Below are 20172 nucleotides of genomic sequence, written 5' to 3' on the forward strand. Positions count from 1 at the left end.
GACGCTTGATCACACCCCCACGCTCCACTATGCTGCGGCGCAACATAATTGATTTGGAGCATTTTGATGGACATTAAAGGGAAAACCGCGCTGGTCACCGGCGGCGCATCGGGCCTTGGCCGAGCAACGGTAGAGCATTTCGTAAGCCTTGGCGCCAACGTCGTCATCCTGGACCTCAATGACGAGGCAGGCGCGGCGGTTGCGGCAGCGCAGGGCGGTAAAGTGACCTACGTCAACACCAACGTGACGGACGAAGTGGCTGTCGCCAATGCCGTTGCTGTCGCCAAGGACAAATACGGCAGTGTCGATATTGCGGTAAACTGCGCCGGTATCGGGACACCACAAAAAGTGCTGGACCGCGACGGCAACCGCTACCCGATGGATCACTTTAAAAAAGTCATCTCCATCAACCTGATCGGCAGCTACAATGTGCTGGCGCAAGCGGCCGAAGCCATGCAAACGAATGAGCCAAACGAGGACGGCGAGCGCGGCGTGATTATCAATACGGCGTCCGTCGCAGCGTTCGAGGGCCAGATCGGCCAGGCGGCTTATGCTGCGTCCAAGGGCGGCATCGCGGCGCTGACCCTGCCAACGGCGCGCGAATTCTCCCGCCAGGGAGTGCGCGTGATGACCATCGCGCCAGGCTTTATCCACACACCCCTGTTTGACGGCCTGCCGGAAGCGGCGGTTGACAGCCTCAAGCAACAGGTTGTTTTCCCCAAGCGCCTTGGCAAGCCACACGAATATGCCAAGCTCGCGGCGCACATTATCGATAACGCCTATCTGAACGGCGAAACCATCCGCATGGATGCCGCCGCGCGCATGGCGCCCAAATAAGGCTGATACACCGTCACTCCCGCGAAGGTGGGAGGCCAGACGGGCAAGGCTAGACGGATGCCCGCCTGCTCGGGCATGATGCCGCCAAAGGAAAGCTGGCACCTATCAGGGGTGTCGGCTTTTTTATCCCTCGAAATCCTGTTTTATTGCCCTAGGTGATAGTCATACACAGCAATAACATGGGGACAAGTTATGGGGCCTTTAGACGGCATACGCATCATCGAGCTTGCAGGGATCGGCCCGGGGCCGTTTGCGGGCATGATGCTGGCGGATATGGGCGCCGAAGTCATTGTGGTTGACCGCGCGGGCCCGCCCTCGCCCATGGATATGAAGGTTGATATCAACCGGCGCGGCAAACGCTCCATCGCGCTTGACCTTAAGTCGGACGCAGGGCGCACCACGCTGCTGAAGCTGGTTGAGACAGCCGACGCACTGTTTGAAGGATTCCGCCCCGGCGTGATGGAAAAACTGGGCCTTGGCCCGGATGAGGTGCTTCAGGCCAACCCAAGACTGGTTTATGGCCGCATGACTGGCTGGGGGCAAACAGGCCCGCTTGCCAAGTCCGCCGGGCATGACATCAATTATATTTCGCTTTCGGGTGTGCTGCACGGCATGGGGCCTGCGGATGGCCCGCCCAGCGCGCCACTGAACCTTGTGGGCGACTATGGCGGCGGCGGCATGATGTTGGCGTTCGGCCTGGTGTGCGGCCTGTTGGAGGCCCGCACCTCCGGCAAGGGACAGGCTATTGATGTCAGTATGGTTGAAGGCTCAAGCGCCTTGATGTCCATCTTCCATACCATGCTGGCAAACGGGCGCTGGGCACCGATGCGCGGCGTGAACCTGCTCGATGGTGGCGCGCATTTTTACGGCACGTTCGAGACCAAAGACGGCAAATTTATCTCCCTTGGCGCGATTGAGCCGCAGTTCATGCAGGTGTTCATCCAAAAAACGGGCCTTGACGCCGCATGGATGCAGAAGCACTTGAACCCCTTGGAATGGGCGGGCCTGAAGGAAGAGCTGAGGGCCATCTTCAAGACACGCGACCAGAACGAATGGTGTAACATGCTGGACGGAAGCGATGCCTGCTTCGCGCCGGTGCTGCCGTTTTGGGAGGCCCATACACACCCGCATAACGCGGCGCGAGAAAGCTTTATTGAGGTTGATGGCCTGCGCCAGCCAGCACCTACACCTCGGTTCTCCCGCACCGCGCCGGAGGTCAGTTCTGGCCCCGCCGCCAAAGGGGCCGACACGGAGGCCATCTTGAAAGAACTGGGCCTCGCCTGAGCCGCTTGTCGCAGCACAGGCTCACCTCAACCCAAAATCATTGAGGTAAGCTCCTTCCCTTTGCACTTAAAAACGAAATAACATTACACATCTGAGGGAGAGGTCTATGAAACAGTATCTCGCACTGATGCTAACGTTTGGCATTTCCGCGACAGCCATGGCCGGGGATTTCCCAAAACTTGAAGGCCCGCTGATGGGCCAAACGCCGCCCGGTAAGATGGCGGAAGTGTTTGCCCCCGGCGTCATCTCCACAGACAAGTGGGAGCTTGAAGGCGTTTTTGCGCCCGGCATGGAGGAGTTCTACTTCGTCACGCGAGAGGGCTTTGAAAGGCCCCATATCATCGGCTTCCGGATGACAGACGGCGTGTGGCAAAAATTCACCGAGTTCCGCCGCACCGGCGAGCCCTTCATCACGTCTGACGGCCAGACCATGCATCTGGCTAAAGGCTACCGGGCGCGGGAGGGGGACAGCTGGTCTGAGACCAAAAGCCTCGGCCCCCTGTTTGATCGAGAGGACTGGGGCATCATGCGCCTCACCGCATCGGACGCGGGCACTTATGTTTTTGACGACTATAAAACCGGCGACATGATCCGCATCTCGCGCATGGTGGGCGGCGAACGGCAGCCCGCTGAGGCGATGCCCGTCCAGTTCAACAGCGGCAAGATGACCGCCCACCCCTTCATCGCGGCAGACGAGAGCTACCTGATCTGGGACAGTGAGCGCGAAGACGGTTTCGGCCAGTCCGACCTTTACATCAGCTTCCGTATGCCGGACGGCGAATGGGGGCCGGCGATCAACATGGGGCCGACCGTCAACTCAGACGACGATGACTTCTGGGCCAGCGTAACGCCGGACGGCAAATACCTGATGTTCGACCGCGTCGTAGCGCGGGACGGCGACACTGTGAATGTGGACATCTACTGGATGGACGCTGGCATCATCAATGAGCTGAGGCAGAAAGCCATGAGCGGGGCGGAATAACCGCCCCTATGCCCCCTTGGTGCTTTCAAGGGCTGCGAGCGCGCGTTCCCGCGCTGCTTTGCGGTCGAGCATGGGTTTGGGGTAGTCGCGCCCGAGCGTGATGCCGGCCATTTTCAGCACACCCGCCGGTGCCTCGAACGGTGCATGGATATATGCGTCTGGCAGGTCCTTCAGCTCCGGCACAAATTCACGGATATATTTGCCCTTGGGATCGAACTTCTCGCCCTGCGTGATAGGGTTGAAGATGCGGAAATAGGGTGCGGCATCGGCACCGCAGCCCGCAACCCACTGCCAGCTTGCGGCATTGTTGGCGAGGTCGGCGTCCACAAGTGTATCCCAGAACCAGTTTTCACCGGTGCGCCAGTGCCACAGCATGTCCTTCACCAGAAACGACGCCACGATCATGCGGACCCGGTTATGCATCCAACCGGTTTGCCAAAGCTGGCGCATGCCTGCATCGATGATGGGAAACCCGGTTTGGCCCTTCTGCCACGCTGCAACTTTTTCATCACACCCCTCCCGCCAGGGGAAAGCATCAAACTTGCTTTTTAGCCCGCGTTCCGGGATGTCCGGAAAATGATACAAAAGGTGGCTACTGAACTCACGCCAGCCCAGTTCACGCAGGAACCAGTGTGCACCGCGCTCTATCTCCTTGTTATCGGCAATTGCAATCATTGTGTCATGCCAGATGCGGCGCGGGCTGATTTCACCGTTGGCAAGATAAGGCGATAGCCGCGACGTGGCATCCGTCGCCGGATAGTCCCGCATATCCTTGTAAGCCAGCACCACATCATCAAGGAAGTCATCCAGACGTTCATGAGCCGCGGCTTCTCCCGGCTCCCAGAAGGCTTCAATTGACTCTGCCCAATAAGCGGGTTTTGGCTCCAGCTTCAGCGTGGCGATATCATCGCTTTCGGGCCATTTTTCGGGCGCAAGCACCTGCACAGGGACTCTGGCGGGTTCTGTGTCGTCAATCAACTCCTGCGCGCGCCGCCAAAAGGGTGAAAAAACCTCATAAATGCCGCCAGTTTTGTTGCGAATCTGTTCTGGCTCCAGCAGCAGGTTTCCTGAAAAACGACGGGCAACGACGTCCAGTTCGTTGCACACATCATGCACAGCATCCTGCACAGTGCGCGCTTGCGGATCATAGGCCCGCGTCATATGCACCGCGCTTGCCTCCGTCGCAGAAATCAAGGCTTTCAGGCAATCTATGGTGTCTCCACAGCGAAGAACCAGCCTGCTACCCGCCTTCAGCAAGGTCGCTTGCAGCGACGACAAAGACTTAAGTAACCACCACCTGCGGGCACCGCCAAGCTTCCAGTCCCCGGCGGCGGTATCGTCCAGAATAAAAACCGGGATGACCGGCGCACCGGCACTACAAGCCGTCGCAAACGCCGGGTGATCATCAAGCCGAAGCGCGCCATTCATCAGGACAAGTACAGGTTTCACAAAAAGCCTTTTTGAACAAAAAGTATATAATGATTATTTGTGAAACTGTACGTCAGAGGTCCATGATCCGATCAATATCTTTTGGCAGCGGCTTCGTTTTTTCCAGAAGCGACACGCCGATGAAAAGAATGAGCGACGTCAGCATTGCCAGGAAGCCGGGCGAAATGGCATAGGGAATGCTGACACCAAAAAGCTGAACGCCCAGATTGATGGTCAGGCTGGCGATAATGGCGACAATTGCGGCCCGCGCGCTGGCCTGCTTCCAATTGAGGCCGATAACCACCACCGGCACAAGGGCGGCGGCGAATGTGCCCCAGCCAAAAGCACCAAGGATCGCCACCAGCGCATTGCTGCCGTAGAAACTGTAAAGCGCAAACCCTGCCGACAGCACCGAAAGGCCAATGGTGGCAGTCCGCGCCCAGAACAGCTCGTTATCCAGCGACCGGCCGCGAATGGCCTTCGGGATATCGTGAATAATGGCAGCGGCCCCGATATTGAGGAAGCCATCTGCGGTGGACATGATGGCGGCAAACAGCCCGGCAAACACGATCCCGGCCAGAAGCGGATGGGCGTAGGTGGTGAGAAAAGCTGGCGCAGCCTCGTCCGGCGCGCCCAGCGGCATGGCAACGTCACCCAGCACCAGCGCGCGCATCACCACGCCAACGGATATCCACAGCATGGCTGCCACCACATAACCCAGCACTGCAACCGGCATGATAATGCGGTTGTCGCTCAGTTTGCGGTTCATCATCATTTTCGTCGCTACATGGGGCTGCCCGGCAAGGCCCAGGCCAAAGAGGAAAAACCAACTGAGCGATGCCATGGTGCCCAAGGTGCCGAAAGGCATAATGTCTTCGCCGTCGCGCTGCAGCAGAATCGCGCTGACCTCGCTGAAGCCGCCGTCAAACACGCTGGCCGCTGTGACCACCACCAGCGCGCCGGAGACAATCATCACAATGCCCTGCACCAGATCGGTGTAGACCGAGGCCAGTATGCCGCCGGTCACGCAGTAGAAAATCAGCACGGCTGACGAGACCACCACACAGGCGATCAGGCTGATGTCCGCCAATGCCTCTGTCGCAGACAAAATGGACTGCAGCACCAGCGCCATCGCCAGAATTTGGGTCGCAAGATAACCCAGCACCCCCAAAAGGATGGTACCCGCTGTCAGAAGCCGCGCGGCATTGCTACCGTAGCGCGCGAAAACCACATCCGGCAGCGACATGGTGTCCCGCACTTCCGCCACCATGCGGATACGTTTTGAAATCAGGTAAAAGCCTGTGGCATACCCAAGTGCGGAGCACACAGCCATCCAGATGGAACTGAGGCCCGTGGCATAGACAAGACCTGGGCCGCCTACAAAACCGAAGCCAGACAGGGTGGAGGAAAACACGGCGAGACTGACAACAATGGGCCCAAGGCCACGGCCCGCGACAAAAAAGTCTCCTGCTGATTTGGTGCGCCGCATGGCCCACAGGCCCACCCAGATACACATCACCATGTAAAGGCCCACACAAGTGAGAATAATTGCCTGACGATACTCTTCCATTAGTGTTGCCCCTCATCTGCCTTCAGTTCGGCAACAAGGGCCGCGAATTCTGCCTCGTCTTCCTTGGGAAGGAAATAACGGCGAAAGGCCACCACATAGAACAGGTCAAAAATCGCGAAACTGCCCCAGATACCCCAGAACATCCAGTTCGTTGGCACAGGGAAGCCAAACACCACATCTGTTTCGCCAGTCGCGAGATAGTCCTCATAGCCGCTATAAAGCATGTACCAGATAAAGAGGGCGACAGCGGTCATGGTGAGGATCGCGACCCTGAGTGCGCCATCGCGCCTGCGCTCGGCAACACCCATGTAAAGGAGCGTGGCCGCAAAGCCAATCACCCCAAGCTGGAAGTAAAAAGGCGTCCGGCCAATTGTCGCGAGCCGCGCGGCACCATCACCACCAAGCTTCATTCCCGCAATGGTGTCATGAGCCACACCGGTCGCCCCTGTGGGCGGTTCGCTGATGAGAACGAAAACGGTGATACCAGCTATCGCCAGCAAAAACACAAAGGCTAGATGAATTGCTTTCACAGATGGCCTCCCCTCCACCAGTTGGACGCAGAGCCTAGTGGGCTTTGGCCACGACGGTCAAGGGGCGTTATGGCAATTTTTCAACGATCGTTCAAATTTACGGTAGAATATAGGGTTTCACGAGAAGGAGGCTCATCCCAAGCAGAATCAAAAGCGTGCCAAGCGCAGAGACAAACCGCCCCATGCGTCGCCACGGCACCGGCTTGGCATCAACCTTGAGGCTAACCGCATGCAGGATTCGCACAAGCAGCAGCGACACACCAATAGCATGCAACAGAACGGCACGTGTGTGCGCCAACTCGAGCACCAGAAACAGCACCAGCATCATGGGCACATACTCAGTGAAATTGCCAAAAACCCGTACCTTGGTCTGAAGGCCGGGGTTTCCGCCGTCACCAAATTCCACATCAAGCCGAGCGCGGCTGAACGACACGCGGATGGAAAGGAACACCATCAACAGGCCATATAGTCCCGCGTATAAAATTGTGATTGGAATAACGCCCATTGCTCGCACCCCACTGATTTTCTCGTCACATCAAACAGCGAAGTGAGGCAAAGTGCAATCCCGCGCGGGGTCCTAAACCGTTTCAACCGCTGTGCGGGCCAACTCGCGGACAAGGCCAAGATCGATGGTGCCATCCTTCCCGCGCGGGGTGATCCAGGAACCACCAACGGTCGCCACATTCGGCAACGCACGGTAATCGGGCGCCGTATCAACCGTGATGCCGCCCGTGGGGCAAAACATCAGGTCAGGCAGCACGCTGCCAACCGCCTTCAGGAAGCCCGTACCGCCAGAGATATTGGCCGGGAAAAACTTAAGCGCCCTGAACCCCCACTCGCGCGCCTGCATCGCCTCAGACAGAGAGGCAACGCCGGGAAGGAACGGCCAGTTCAGCTTCTTCACGGCATCGGCGAGCGCAGGCGTAAGTCCAGGACTTACGCCAAATTCTGCGCCTGCTTCAATGGCGGCTTCCGCAAGATCAGCCGTGATAACGGTACCCGCGCCAACGCAGGCATCGGCCGGCAGGTCCGCCTTCACTGCATTAATCGCAGACAATGCACTATCGTGCCGAAGCGTGATCTCAAGCACGCTCAGGCCTTCATCAAAGAGCACACGGCAAACTTCAACCGCTTCTTGTTCGCTTTTGAACGCCAGCACCGGGATAACCGGTGATTTTTTTAAAACATCAACAACGTCAGACATGTTTATCCCTCATTCCCGGTGAAAACCGACGCACCCTTGCCGGCGGGTCCCACAAGCGCGCGCATACCAGCAAAAAGATTGCGGCCAAATGTTTCAGGATTATTAGGGCCGGTTGATGGTGTGCGGCCAGCAAATTCTTTTTCGTCAACCAACAGCACAAGTTCGCCGCACTCGGCATCTACGCGCACCATGTCTCCGTCCTTCACTCGCGCGATCGGTCCGCCGTTCGCAGCTTCCGGCGTGACATGGATTGCGGACGGGACCTTGCCGCTTGCCCCGGACATACGTCCGTCGGTCACCAGCGCGACCTTGAAACCCTTGTCCTGCAGCACCCCAAGGCTTGGCGTCAGCTTATGCAATTCCGGCATGCCATTGGCTTTTGGTCCCTGAAAGCGGATAACCGCGACAAAGTCGCGCTCAAGCTCGCCCGCCTTATAGGCCTTCAGCAAATCGTCCTGATCCTCGAACACCACGGCTGGCGCCTCCACAAGCCTGTGCTCAGGCTTTACCGCTGAGACTTTCATCACTGCCTCACCCAGCGCACCCTTAAGGAGCGCGAGGCCACCGTTGTGCTGAAACGGCTTATCAACCTTGCGCAGGATCATATCGTCCGCAGGTTCGTCCGGCGACAACCGCCATGTCAGGGTGTCGCCCACCAGCGCCGGCATCTCCGCAAAGGGCTTCAAACCGCGGCCCACAATGGTCTCCACGTCTTCGTGCAGCAAGCCACCTGCTAGCAACTCCTTGATCACAAATGGCGTGCCACCAGCTTCGTGGAAAGCGTTTACGTCCGCCGTGCCGTTCGGGTAGACCCGCGCCAAAAGCGGAATAATTTCGGAAAGATCGGCAAAGTCCTGCCAGGTGATCTCAATCCCGGCCGCTGCACCAATTGCCACGATATGCAGGGTGTGATTGGTGGAGCCCCCTGTGGCCAGCAAACCAATCGCGCCATTTACCACGGCCTCGACCGTAACCATCTCCGCAAGGCCAATACCGTTTTTGGCTTCAGAAAGCTGGACAATGCGATCAGCAGCAGCAGCATCAAGCGCGGCGCGGATACCATTTTCCGGGGTAAAGAAGCTGGAACCAGGCAGTTGCAGCCCCATCATCTCAAGCATCATCTGGTTCGAATTGGCAGTGCCGTAAAATGTGCAGGTACCAGGGCTGTGGTAAGCGCGGCTTTCGCTTTGCAGCAGCGCGTCGCGCCCCACTTCTCCGGCGGCGAACTGTTGGCGGACCTTCGCCTTCTCCGAGTTTGAAATGCCGGTCGGCATGGGCCCCGCCGGCACAAACACAAACGGCAGATGGCCAAATGCCAGTGCGCCAATGAGAAGCCCGGGGACAATCTTGTCGCAGATGCCAAAAAGAAGGCCGCCATCAAACACATTGTGGCTCATCGCAATGCCCGTCGCCATTGCAATGACTTCGCGGCTGAAGAGCGACATTTCCATGCCTGGCTGACCTTGCGTGACGCCGTCGCACATAGCTGGCACACCGCCCGCCATCTGTGCAACACCGCCAGCCTTGATCACCGCTTCCTTCACTTCATCAAGCTTTGCGTGATAGGGCTGATGCGCCGACAACATGTCATTGTAGGCACTGACGATGCCGATATTGACCATGCCTTCCTGCATCAGCTTGGATTTCTCGGCTTCCGAACAAGCGGCAATCGCATGGGCGAGGTTACCACACGACAGATGCGGCCGTGCCGGGCCTGCGCCACGCATTGCTTCGATGCGGTCCATATAGGCCGCGCGGCTTTTTTCTGACCGGGCGCGGATACGCTCGGTGATCTTGGTCAGCTTTGGATGGGTCATGTTACGCTCCCGTCATCAAGACGTTGGGGCAGCCCGGGAACTCAGGGCGCCCAATATACAGTTATGTCGGCGACTTCTGCGAGCCGCGCAACCGGCAGGTGCGTATCTTTTTCCAGTGCACGCTCCAGCACGGTTTTTTTCTCTTCCCCCGTGATCATCAACGCGATGTGTGGTGATGCCGCGATAGCAGAGGCACTGAGGCTCATGCGGTCTACCTCATCACCTGTCACTTCACTTTTCTTCGCGGTCAAAGCAACACACAGAGCATCTTTGCGCATATCAAGCGCCGCTTCCAGCCCTTCCGCATCCGGAAAGAAAGAAGCCGTGTGCCCGTCGCTCCCCATACCCAGAAGCACGCTGGCAAACGGTTGGGCAAGACTGCTGTAGCGCTTGTTCACATCAGCGGCGGCTTCCCATGGGTTGTCATGCTTACTTTTCATACCGACAAAGTGCGCTTCGGCGGCAAGGCCTGTTTGCAACGCCCCGCGCATAAAAGCTTCGTTGCTGCGCGGGTGGTTGGTATCCACCCAGCGCTCGTCAACCAAAGCCACCTGAACGTCTTCCCAAGGCAGGGCGACTTGCGCCATTGCCTCAAACAGTGGCTTGGGCGTGGACCCGCCGGAGACCGCCCACGCTGCGCGACCATTTCGCCGGATCGCACGGCTCAAAGCTTCAGAGGTGTCTTCCTCCAGTGCATCAACCATCTGCGCCCGGTCGTCAAAATTGCGCCAGGTAATCAACGCACAGCCTTTCTGTGACTGGTTTCGTGGAACCATTCACGACGGTCGCGAGTCATCAGGTCATGCGCCTCATACGGCCCCCATGTACCAGACTGATAGGTCTCAGGCGGCTCGTCCGACTGGTCCCAATGCTCGATGATACGGTCAACCCAGCGCCAGGCATGCTCAACTTCATCACGGTGAACAAAGAGGCTCTGATCGCCGCGCGCGGCGTCAAGAATAAGGCGCAGGTAAGGCCCAAGGCGCACGGCGTTATCGCCGGTTACGTCCAGGTTCATCTCCACCTCTTTAAGCGTTTCAGCCTTGGCAGAATGATTTTTCACCATCATCCGAAGCGCCAGATGATCTTCCGGCTGCAGGCGAATGATGAAGCGGTTCGGGCTGATGTTATTACCCCAACCCGGATGTGGTGAATGCGGAATCTGCTTGAACTGGATCACGATCTCGGCGAAACGGTCCGGCAGGCGCTTTCCGGTGCGCAGGTAAAACGGCACACCAGCCCAGCGCCAGTTCTCGATATGCGCCTTCAGCGCGACAAAGGTCTCCGTGTTGCTGGGTTGCTCAAGCTCCAGGTCTTCACTGTAACTGCCCACAGCTTCACCGCGCATGGCGCCAGAGGCATACTGGGCACGGACCACGTCACGGTCAATCTCAGGACCTGACAGTTGCTTGAGTGACTTCAGCACTTTGAGCTTTTCATCGCGGATGCTGTCTGCGTCCATCCGGGCCGGTGGTTCCATCGCCACAAGGCACAAAAGCTGCAGCAGATGGTTTTGCACCATGTCACGCATGGCGCCTGTGCCCTCATAAAAGCCAGCGCGGCCTTCCACGCCGAGGTCTTCTGCGATGGTAATCTGGATATGGTCGATGGTACGGCCACTCCACAGCTCTTCAAAAAGGATGTTTGAAAAGCGCAGCGCCAGAAGGTTCTGCACGGCTTCCTTGCCCAAATAATGGTCGATCCGGAAGGTCTGGCTTTCCTCAAACGTGCGGCCAACATCCGCGTTGATTGCCTGGGCCGAGGCAAGGTCGTGTCCCAGCGGCTTTTCAAGCACCACGCGGGCGCGTTTACCGTTCAGCTCATATTTGCCCAGCAGTTCGCATGTACTGGTGAAAAGTCCAGGCGGGATCGCCAGGAAATGCACAAGCGGGCGCGCATCATCGTCACACGCGAGGGACATCTTGAGGCCTTCCCAATCATCGCCGCCTTCGGTCAGACCCAACTCAACCACAGAAACCATGGAAGCAAAGGCCTTAAGGTCGGCATCTTCAACCGGACAGGCAGGGTGTGATTCGTCAAAAACTTCTTTGAGCCAGTCATAGACGGCACCCTTAAGCCCGGAACGCGACGTCAGGTAAATCCGGCTATCCGGCGCAACGCGCCCAGCAACAAAACCAGCATAAAGCGCAGGCAACAGCTTTTTACGCGAGAGGTCGCCACTGCCACCGAAGATGACCAAATCGAAAACATCTACCATCACAATCTTCCCAAAAATTACTCGCGCCGGAACCTACGCCTAACTGACAGCGGTGTCAATTTCACAATGGGCTGCATGGCACAAAGCATTACTAAACCTAGGATAAATTACTTTTGTAAAAATTTCGAGACCAAAACATCCTATTTTGGTATTTAATTGGTATTATATATGTGATAGAGATGTCTTTAATTGAACTTCAGGACACCAGCAAATGGCACTTTCAAACCTCATCGGAACCTTGGACGGCACCAGCCCGCTGCCAAAATATCAGCAACTAGCACGGGCGATTGAGCGCGCGATTGAGCGTGGCGCCCTGCCCAAGGGGGATGCCCTTCCTCCCGAACGCGATATTGCCGCAGACATGAATGTCTCACGCATTACGGTGCGCAAGGCGCTGGACGGCTTGGTGGAAAACGGCCTGCTAGACCGCAAGCAAGGGGCCGGCACCTTTATCTCCGGGCGCGTTGAAAAACCCTTCTCCCGCCTTTCCTCCTTCTCGGAGGACATGGCAGGCCGCGGCTGGGCGGCGCGCAGTGAGTGGGTAACCCGCTCTGAAGGCGTCATCACACCTGAAGAAAGCCTGAATCTCGGCCTTGGCCCCGGCACCAAGGTGTACCGCTTTACCCGCATCCGCTATGCAGACGACACACCGATGGCCATTGAAACTGCCATCATCCCCGCCTTTGCCCTGCCCGGCCTCGATGCGGTCAAGACATCGCTCTACACGGCGCTTGAAGGCACCGGACACCGACCTGTGCGGGCTCTGCAGCGCTTACGTGCGGTTACCTTCACACCCAAGCAGGCCAAACGTCTGAGCGTAAAAGATGGCGACCCAGGCCTTTTTATCGAGCGGCGCGGTTTCCTTGCCAATGGCACCACGGTCGAGGTGACACAATCTTATTATCGCGGCGACGCTTACGACTTTGTCGCCGAACTGCATGCATGAGTAAGGACAGTATGATGACAGCACCCCCCCGCAGATCCCCCGATTCCACGCTGATGTACCGCGAAGCGCAGGAGGCAAGCCATATTGTTGCCAAGCAGCTTGCCTTCAACGAGGCCGCCATGGAGGAACTGGGCGCAAAACTGCGCACTCTCAAGCCGCGCGCGGTTGTCACCTGTGCGCGTGGAAGCTCCGATCACGCCACGATGTTTGCCAAATATGTGATCGAAACCAACCTTGGCCTTCTCGTTTCAAGCGCCGCACCTTCCGTCAGCTCTGTCTATGCAGCGCGTCAAATGCTGGAAGGTACTGTGTTCATTGCCATCTCACAGTCTGGAAAAAGCCCGGATCTTGTGCGCACCGCCGAAGCCGCGAAGGCAGGTGGTGCCTATGTAATCGCGCTCGTCAACGTCACACAGTCGCCGCTGGCCGACCTGGCAGATACAGTTATCCCGCTGCATGCAGGGCCAGAGAAAAGCGTCGCCGCCACCAAAAGTTATATCGGGTCCTTGAGCGCAGTGTTGCAACTTGTCGCCTATTGGGCCAAAGATAACGCGCTTAAAGCCGCAGTTACCTCCCTGCCGGGCAAATTGCGGGAAGCCTGGATGCAGGATTGGAGCGCCGCCACCCACACCCTTCTGGACGCCCGCAACTTTTTTGTCGTTGGCCGGGGCGCGGGCTTTGGTGTGGCGCTTGAAGCAGCGCTCAAGTTCAAGGAAACCTGCGGCCTGCACGCTGAAGCCTATTCCGCCGCTGAGGTCAAACACGGCCCGATGGCGATTGTCGGTGCAGGCTTCCCCGTACTTGTGTTCAGCCAGAATGATGCCAGCCGTGAGGGCGTGGAAGACATCGTAAAAGACTTCGCCGCAAGAGGCGCAAGGGTCATGACCACTGGCTTTGAAACCGATGGCGCCATCGCCCTCCCATACGTCCGGGACGCGGACGCCGTGATTGAGCCGGTCCTCTTTATTCAGAGCTTTTATAAAATGGCAAACGCGTTATCACTCGCGCGCGGTTTTAACCCGGATGAACCGCCTCACCTCAATAAAGTGACGGAGACAGTCTGATGGCCTTCGCGCTGACAGATGCTCGAACAATCACTGGACCACGCTGGACCGATGAGATCGCGCTGGTCATTGAGGGTGATACCATTGCGGAGCTGAAAAAAACCTCAGAGCTGCCCGACGATATTGAAAAGTACTCTTTGGGCGGCAATATCCTCCTGCCCGGTTTCATCGATGTGCAGGTCAATGGCGGTGGCGGCGTCCTGTTCAATGATGAGCCAACAGTTGAGGGCATCAGGAAAATCGCCGAAGCCCACCGCCAGTTCGGCACGACGGGCCTGCTGCCCACCCTTATCAGTGATGACCTTGCCGTTGTCGACCGGTGCATGCGCGCGGTCGAACAGGCAATTGAAGCCGGTGTGCCCGGCGTGCTTGGCATACATATCGAAGGACCGTTTCTCGCGACGGCCAAAAAAGGTGTGCATGACGCAGGCAAGTTTCGCACACTGGATGAGAACGCCTTCAAGCTACTGACTTCGCTCAAGCATGGCGTCACACATATCACGCTCGCGCCGGAAACCACGACGCCAGAAATGATCCGTCGCCTGTCGGATGCAGGCGTCATCCTGTCGGCGGGGCACACCAACGCAACCTATGAAGAAACCCACACAGCCCTGAAGGCGGGACTGCGCGGTTTCACGCACCTTTATAATGCCATGTCAGGGCTTGAAGGCCGGGCGCCGGGTGTTGTGGGCGCGGCACTTGAAAGCCGCACAGCCTTTGCTGGCATCATTGTCGACGGCTTCCATGTGCATAAAGCCAGCCTGAATGTGGCGCTGCACGCCAAGGGTACGGACCACCTGATGCTGGTGACTGACGCCATGCCAGGCGTGGGCGCGGCCGACAAGAACTTCATATTGCAAGGCAGAGAGATCACCGTCACAGGAGGCCGCTGCACCGCGCCGGACGGCACACTCGCGGGCTCGGACCTTGATATGGCATCAGCCGTGCGGAATGCGCACAGGATGCTGGGTATCCCGCTTGAAGGTGCCGCGAAGATGGCCAGCGCAAGCCCGGCCGCCTTTCTACGCGTTGCTGACCGCGTTGGCAGCCTGCGCGCGGGCATGCGGGCCGACCTTGTGCTTTTGAACGATAATATCGAGGTCCAGAAGGTCTGGATCGGGGGAGCCCGCTATGGCGGAAAATAATATGGGAACCGGGGAAAAGGAGATCGGCGTTATGGACGCAGCATTGCCCGTTGAGGAAAAGAAAAACGGCACCGTCATACCGATGACAATCATCGGCCTGCTGTTTTTTATCTTTGGCTTTGTCACATGGCTGAACGGGGCGCTGATCCCCTTCTTGCAGATCATCTGCCACCTGAATGAGTTTCAGGCGTTTTTTGTGACCACCGCCTTCTATTTCGCCTATTTCATCATGGCGTTCCCGATGTCGCTTGTGCTGGGCAAGATCGGCTATAGAGGTGGCATGGCGCTTGGCCTAGCCATCATGGTCATTGGTGCCCTGCTGTTCATCCCTGCGGCGCTTGCTGCCAGTTACCCCATGTTCCTTCTCGGTCTTTTTGTCCTCGGTACCGGGCTGACAATCCTGCAGACGGCCTCCAACCCCTATGTGGTGCTTCTGGGACCAAAAGAGAGTGCAGCGACACGCATCAGCATCATGGGCCTGATCAACAAGGGGGCTGGCGTTATCGTGCCCATGGTATTCGCTGCGCTGATTTTCTCAGACCTTGGCAACACCTCACCGGAAGCGCTGGAGACCCTCACGGCGGCCGAGTTGCAAGCGCTGTCTGAAAAACTGATCCTGCCATACCTCTATATGGCGGGCGCGCTTGCATTCCTGATCGCCCTCGTGCGCTTCTCCCCCCTGCCGCACATTGAGCCGGAAGAGGAACCAGTTGTTGCGTCCGGAGAGAAACAAAGTATCCTCCAATTCCCGCAGGTAGTACTGGGCGCCATTGCCCTGTTTGCCTATGTTGGGGTTGAGGTTATCGCCGGCGACAGTATCGGCCTGTTTGGCAAAAAGCTGGGCTTGGCCAATTTTGCCACACTCACCAGCTACACCATGGTGTGCATGACCATTGGCTACATCATCGGCGTCACCTGTATTCCAAAAATCATCAGCCAACAGCAAGCGCTGTTAGGGTCAGCCGTCGCAGGCACGCTGTGCGTGCTTGGTGTGGTGCTCAGTTCGACCGATAGCCACACACTCTCACAAGTACTGATCGGCTGGTCTGGCATCCCAACGGTTCCAAATGCGGTGATGTTCGTGGCGCTGATGGGCCTTGCCCACGCCCTTGTGTGGCCCGCACTGTGGCCACTCGCGCTTGACGGGCTTGGCAAGTTCACGCCTCAAGGCTCCGCGCTTCTGATCATGGGCATCGCGGGTGGCGCTGTCTTGCCACCGGCCCTGGGCGCGCTGTCTTCCAGCTTCGGCGATATGCAGCCTGCCTACTGGTTGTGCCTGCCATGTTACCTGTTCATCTGGTTCTATGCAGTGAAGGGCTACAAGCGGCGAGCCTGGAAATAAACGCCATAAAGCAAAAAAGGCCGCGACAGACTTCGCGGCCTTTATCTGTTGGGGCTGTATCTCCGTTAGATTTTTTTCACAAACTCCGACTTCAGGCTCATCTGGCCAAAACCGTCGATCTTGCAGTCGATATCATGGTCCCCGTCTGCAAGGCGGATGTTCTTTACCTTGGTGCCCACTTTCACTACATTCGACGAGCCCTTGACCTTCAGGTCCTTGATCACCGTGACCGCATCACCATCCGCCAGCGGATTGCCGTTTGCGTCAGTGATGACCATTTCGCCCGCCACTGAGGCCACGGCCCCCGCAAGCCATTCGTGGGCGCACTCAGGGCATACCAATATGTCACGGTCTTCATAGGCGTAGGGCGAACTGCAATTCGGGCAAGGGGCAAGGTCGCTCATCTATTATCCTTTCAAGCTTTCGCTTTCTATAATCCCTCGAGATTATCTCCACAATCGCTAACTCCCCTCGCCCTCAATCCACCCCTTGATTTTGCCATTTTTATATTATACGTTGATATCAACATAAATATCACGACAGGAAATGCTGACATGACATATGTAGACGGATATCTACTCGCGGTTCCAACCGCCAAAAAGGCTGAATACGAAGAGCTGGCGCAAAAGGCAGCCGTTGTCTTCAAGGATCACGGCGCATTAAGCGTAGTGGAATGCTGGGGTGATGATGTGCCGGACGGCAAGGTCACCTCATTCCCGATGGCCGTCAAAAAAACAGATGACGAAACCGTCGTTTTCTCGTGGATCACATGGCCATCAAAAGAAACGCGTGACACAGGCATGAAAAAAGCCATGGAAGACCCGCGCATGGATATGGACACATCCAAGATGCCGTTCGATGGTCAGCGTATGATCTTCGGTGGCTTTAAAACCATTCTTGAAGCGTAACGACAAACTGGCAACAACAGGATAGACCCATGAAGATCAAAACACCAATCACACCCTGCCTTTGGTTTGATGGCCAGGCCAAGGAAGCCGCGGAATTCTACACGTCGGTTTTTTCAGACTCGAAAATCACCAATGTTTCCCATTATCCGAAAACCGGGCAGGACAAACATGGCCATGAACCCGGCGAGATCATGACTGTCATGTTCGAGCTTGGCGGGCAGCAGTTCATGGGTCTGAATGGTGGCCCGCATTTCAAATTTAGCGAAGCGATTTCCCTTTGCATCATGTGCGAAAACCAGAGAGAGATCGACTATTTCTGGGAGGCATTAACCGCCGATGGCGGTATGGAAGTGGAGTGCGGGTGGCTCAAGGACAAGTTCGGCCTGTCATGGCAGGTCATGCCCGCCAATATCGCAGAGCTTATTGGCGGCGACCCGGAACGGTCGAACCGTGTCATGCAGGTGGTGATGAGCTCACGAAAACTGGATATCGCAGCGATGGAAGCCGCCTAAAACATTATCCCCGCGACAACGAAGACAAAAAGGGTGACAAATGCCACCCTTTTTATTGTCTCAAGCGTACCTATTCGCCGCGTGTCAATTGCACCCAGTCGAGCGCCCACAAGGGTTCATAGTGGCTTGCCGCCACCTGAAAGCACAGCGCCTGCGCGTCTGCCGCACCCTCAAGCGGGGCCTCAAGTGTCGTCACGCCGTAGTGTTTGGTCGCCACTTCCAAGGGCAAGCGCGCCAGTTCCATACCGCTATCACAGCTATCCTTAAAGACGACAATTTCACCTGCCTCGGTTTGCGGCTCCTTCAGTTCAACCTTGTTGATCAGATCCCCGATCTGAAAATTATACGGCAGGTTGCCAACACTGATCCGGACCCCGGTCACCCCCGCCATATCCGGTGCTTCATAGACCCAGCACGGTTTGACGATATCGATCAGGAAGTTGGCGCGTTCACCATCTCGCGGCCAATCATCATCCAGCTTGATGGCAAGGTCTGCGGAACACAGCGCCAGTTCATCCTCGTTACGGAAAGTGCGGGAGGACCAGTCCAGCTTCTGCTCACGCACGTGTGACAAGGCTGTGCCTTGATAGAAACTGGCGGCACGCATCACCGTATCGCCCCCCAGCACCAACGGTGCCTGGTAGACCGGGCTGGCCGCATTTGGCTCACCTCCATCCAGCGTATACCGAATGGTGCCCTGCCCTGACTGGGTATCAAGTGTAACGGTATGCTTGCCACCCGTTGCCGGGCTTACATCAAAACGCACCGCATAAGCGCTGTCAGCAGGGTGCAGTCCGATAGCCTTCAACCGCGCCATATGGGGCATCAGGCGGCGAGCAAAATCATCAAACGGTTTAGCGCCTTCGGGAGACCAGACACGCTCCGCCAGCGCGAGCGCGCGCGGAAACGCCATTTTTTCAACACGCTCTTCGGTGCGCATATGCTCCGTGAACACGGTTACCTGCGCCCCAAGCACGGCCTTTGCCTCCTCGTCTGACAAGCCTTCAAACGGATCAAACTCATAAATGTCCTGCAGGGTTTGCACATGGTCGCGCCCCGGAGGTTCATCCGGCAGGTAACTCTGGCGGTAATCGGTATAATAAATCGGGCTTGGTGCCATCACAACCTGACGGCCCGCCTTCGCCGCTTCCACGCCGCCCTTGATGCCGCGCCATGACATGATTGCGCTGTCGGCGATTGAGCCGCCTTCGAGGATTTCATCCCAGCCGATCAGACGACGGCCACGCTCGGCGAGGTAGTTGGCAAAATGACGGGTGAAATAGGGCTGAACTTCATGCACATTCTCAATACCCAGTTCTTCCATGCGCTCTTTGATACGCGCGGAGTTTTCCCATTGCCTGGTGGCAACTTCATCCCCGCCGATATGCACAAATGTGCTGGGGAACAACGCAAGCACTTCATCCATCACATCTTCAAGGAAGGTGATTGTCGCGGGTTCAAGGTTGAAGGTGCTATAGTAGATGCCCCAGTCTGAACCCACGGCTTCCACTGGCTCTGTCCCGAATTCAGGGTAGGCCGCCACGGCTGCTGATGCGTGGCCAGGCAAGTCAATCTCCGGCATCACAGTGACGAAGCGCTCAGCGGCATAGGCCACCACGTCCTTCACTTGTTCCTGCGTATAAAAACCACCATACAGACGCGGCTCTCCTGTGGCGGGATCTATGTCCGCCTGCGGTGCGTCCCCTGCTGGCACACGCCATGCACCGATGCTTGTCAGCTTGGGGTATTTTTTAATCTCAATCCGCCAGCCCTGATCGTCCGTCAGGTGCCAGTGGAACACATTCATTTTGTGAACGGCCATCCAGTCGATGAAGTTTTTCACAAAGTCCACGCTGCGGAAATGGCGGCTGACATCCAGCATGGCACCGCGCCATTCAAGCCGTGGGCTGTCCGTGATCTCCACGAACGGCATGAAGGTGCCGTCCGCCTGTGGGTCAGCCAGTTGCCAAAGCGACATGGCACCATAGAAAAAGCCTTCGTCCGTGCTGGCCTGAACGATGCCCCCCTTGGCATCAACCGCAAGATTGTAGGCACCAGTTCCCATGGCGCCACTCGCCCGTGCAAACCGGATGCCCGCGCGGTTATCTCCCCCTTCAATAACCGTCAGGGTCAGGCCTGTCGTAGTGCGCAATTTGTCAGCCAGATATGCTGCTGTGCGGGCCAACACCTGGTCACCCGCGGGCACCGAAATGCTGGTATTGGCGGTCAGTTCAAAACTGCCCTCGCGAGTTTCAAGCTGCGCCGGCGCCGGGATAATTGCAGGTGCTTGTACAGTTTGTGCGGTGCCCTCCTCGCGGCAGGCAGTCAGGAACCCCGACAACACAAGTGACACCGCGACCGTTACCAGCAATTTCATTTTCATCG

Annotated in this window: 19 protein-coding genes; 9 read left to right on the plus strand and 10 right to left on the minus strand. The window is 57.3% G+C overall.

The window, feature by feature from the left end; genetic code table 11:
• Positions 1–66 precede the first annotated feature (66 nt).
• The 3 genes from OEU85_RS01650 (at position 67) to OEU85_RS01660 (ending at position 3103) form a co-directional block, all read left to right on the plus strand.
• Positions 67–837, plus strand: coding sequence for an SDR family NAD(P)-dependent oxidoreductase (locus tag OEU85_RS01650; protein WP_262689695.1), 771 nt, complete (start codon positions 67–69; stop codon positions 835–837).
• Between the two features lie 192 nt (positions 838–1029).
• Positions 1030–2121, plus strand: coding sequence for a CaiB/BaiF CoA transferase family protein (locus OEU85_RS01655; protein WP_262689696.1), 1092 nt, complete (start codon positions 1030–1032; stop codon positions 2119–2121).
• Positions 2122–2227: 106 nt separating this feature from the next.
• Entirely contained in the window at positions 2228–3103 is an 876-nt protein-coding gene (locus OEU85_RS01660) for a TolB-like translocation protein (protein WP_262689697.1), read from the plus strand.
• A gap of 6 nt (positions 3104–3109) precedes the next feature.
• Here OEU85_RS01660 and OEU85_RS01665 read toward each other — a convergent pair whose 3' ends face one another.
• The 8 genes from OEU85_RS01665 to zwf all read right to left on the minus strand — a co-directional run bounded on the left by OEU85_RS01665 (position 3110) and on the right by zwf (position 11870).
• Complete coding sequence (locus tag OEU85_RS01665; protein WP_262689698.1) at positions 3110–4552, minus strand: cryptochrome/photolyase family protein; 1443 nt, start codon at positions 4550–4552, stop codon at positions 3110–3112.
• 52 nt (positions 4553–4604) lie between these two features.
• Positions 4605–6101 carry a sodium:solute symporter family transporter gene (locus OEU85_RS01670; RefSeq protein ID WP_262689699.1) on the minus strand — a complete coding sequence of 499 codons (1497 nt, stop codon included), beginning with the start codon at positions 6099–6101 and terminating at the stop codon, positions 4605–4607.
• On the minus strand, positions 6101–6631 hold the full coding sequence (locus OEU85_RS01675) for a hypothetical protein (RefSeq protein WP_262689700.1): 531 nt from the start codon (positions 6629–6631) through the stop codon (positions 6101–6103). The genes OEU85_RS01670 and OEU85_RS01675 overlap by 1 nt, the downstream gene beginning before the upstream one ends.
• Positions 6632–6728: 97 nt before the next feature.
• Positions 6729–7136, minus strand: a complete 408-nt coding sequence (locus tag OEU85_RS01680) for an MAPEG family protein (RefSeq protein WP_262689701.1) — start codon at positions 7134–7136, stop codon at positions 6729–6731.
• 72 nt (positions 7137–7208) lie between these two features.
• A complete protein-coding gene (locus OEU85_RS01685; protein ID WP_262689702.1) occupies positions 7209–7835 on the minus strand; it encodes a bifunctional 4-hydroxy-2-oxoglutarate aldolase/2-dehydro-3-deoxy-phosphogluconate aldolase in 627 nt (208 codons plus the stop codon).
• A gap of 2 nt (positions 7836–7837) precedes the next feature.
• A complete protein-coding gene (gene edd, locus OEU85_RS01690; RefSeq protein ID WP_262689703.1) occupies positions 7838–9652 on the minus strand; it encodes a phosphogluconate dehydratase in 1815 nt (604 codons plus the stop codon).
• A gap of 41 nt (positions 9653–9693) precedes the next feature.
• Positions 9694–10392: a 6-phosphogluconolactonase gene (gene pgl, locus OEU85_RS01695; protein ID WP_262689704.1), complete on the minus strand. Its 699-nt coding sequence runs from the start codon at positions 10390–10392 to the stop codon at positions 9694–9696.
• Positions 10389–11870, minus strand: a complete 1482-nt coding sequence (gene zwf / locus OEU85_RS01700; RefSeq protein WP_262689705.1) for a glucose-6-phosphate dehydrogenase — start codon at positions 11868–11870, stop codon at positions 10389–10391. The genes pgl and zwf overlap by 4 nt, the downstream gene beginning before the upstream one ends.
• Before the next feature lie 211 nt (positions 11871–12081).
• On the opposite strand from zwf, the gene OEU85_RS01705 reads away from it, so the two are divergent.
• From OEU85_RS01705 to OEU85_RS01720, 4 genes are read left to right on the plus strand one after another with little or no spacing between them, the layout of a single operon-like run.
• Entirely contained in the window at positions 12082–12816 is a 735-nt protein-coding gene (locus OEU85_RS01705) for a GntR family transcriptional regulator (protein WP_262689706.1), read from the plus strand.
• Positions 12817–12830: 14 nt separating this feature from the next.
• Positions 12831–13880, plus strand: coding sequence for an SIS domain-containing protein (locus OEU85_RS01710; RefSeq protein WP_262689707.1), 1050 nt, complete (start codon positions 12831–12833; stop codon positions 13878–13880).
• Entirely contained in the window at positions 13880–15025 is a 1146-nt protein-coding gene (gene nagA / locus OEU85_RS01715) for an N-acetylglucosamine-6-phosphate deacetylase (RefSeq protein ID WP_262689708.1), read from the plus strand. Before OEU85_RS01710 ends, nagA begins: the two co-directional genes overlap by 1 nt.
• A 31-nt stretch (positions 15026–15056) precedes the next feature.
• On the plus strand, positions 15057–16367 hold the full coding sequence (locus OEU85_RS01720; RefSeq protein WP_394805375.1) for a sugar MFS transporter: 1311 nt from the start codon (positions 15057–15059) through the stop codon (positions 16365–16367).
• A gap of 65 nt (positions 16368–16432) precedes the next feature.
• Here the strand turns inward: OEU85_RS01720 and OEU85_RS01725 are convergent, their stop codons facing one another.
• On the minus strand, positions 16433–16771 hold the full coding sequence (locus OEU85_RS01725) for a zinc ribbon domain-containing protein YjdM (RefSeq protein WP_262689710.1): 339 nt from the start codon (positions 16769–16771) through the stop codon (positions 16433–16435).
• Between the two features lie 150 nt (positions 16772–16921).
• On the opposite strand from OEU85_RS01725, the gene OEU85_RS01730 reads away from it, so the two are divergent.
• A complete protein-coding gene (locus OEU85_RS01730; protein WP_262689711.1) occupies positions 16922–17275 on the plus strand; it encodes a DUF1428 domain-containing protein in 354 nt (117 codons plus the stop codon).
• 29 nt (positions 17276–17304) lie between these two features.
• Positions 17305–17787 (plus strand): VOC family protein, encoded by a 483-nt coding sequence (locus OEU85_RS01735; protein WP_262689712.1) that lies wholly within the window; start codon positions 17305–17307, stop codon positions 17785–17787.
• A 70-nt stretch (positions 17788–17857) separates the two neighbouring features.
• Here the strand turns inward: OEU85_RS01735 and OEU85_RS01740 are convergent, their stop codons facing one another.
• Positions 17858–20170 (minus strand): beta-N-acetylhexosaminidase, encoded by a 2313-nt coding sequence (locus tag OEU85_RS01740; RefSeq protein ID WP_262689713.1) that lies wholly within the window; start codon positions 20168–20170, stop codon positions 17858–17860.
• Between the last annotated feature and the right edge of the window lie 2 nt (positions 20171–20172).

It is taken from the genome of Kordiimonas aestuarii, assembly GCF_025574465.1.
Taxonomy (GTDB): domain Bacteria; phylum Pseudomonadota; class Alphaproteobacteria; order Sphingomonadales; family Kordiimonadaceae; genus Kordiimonas; species Kordiimonas aestuarii.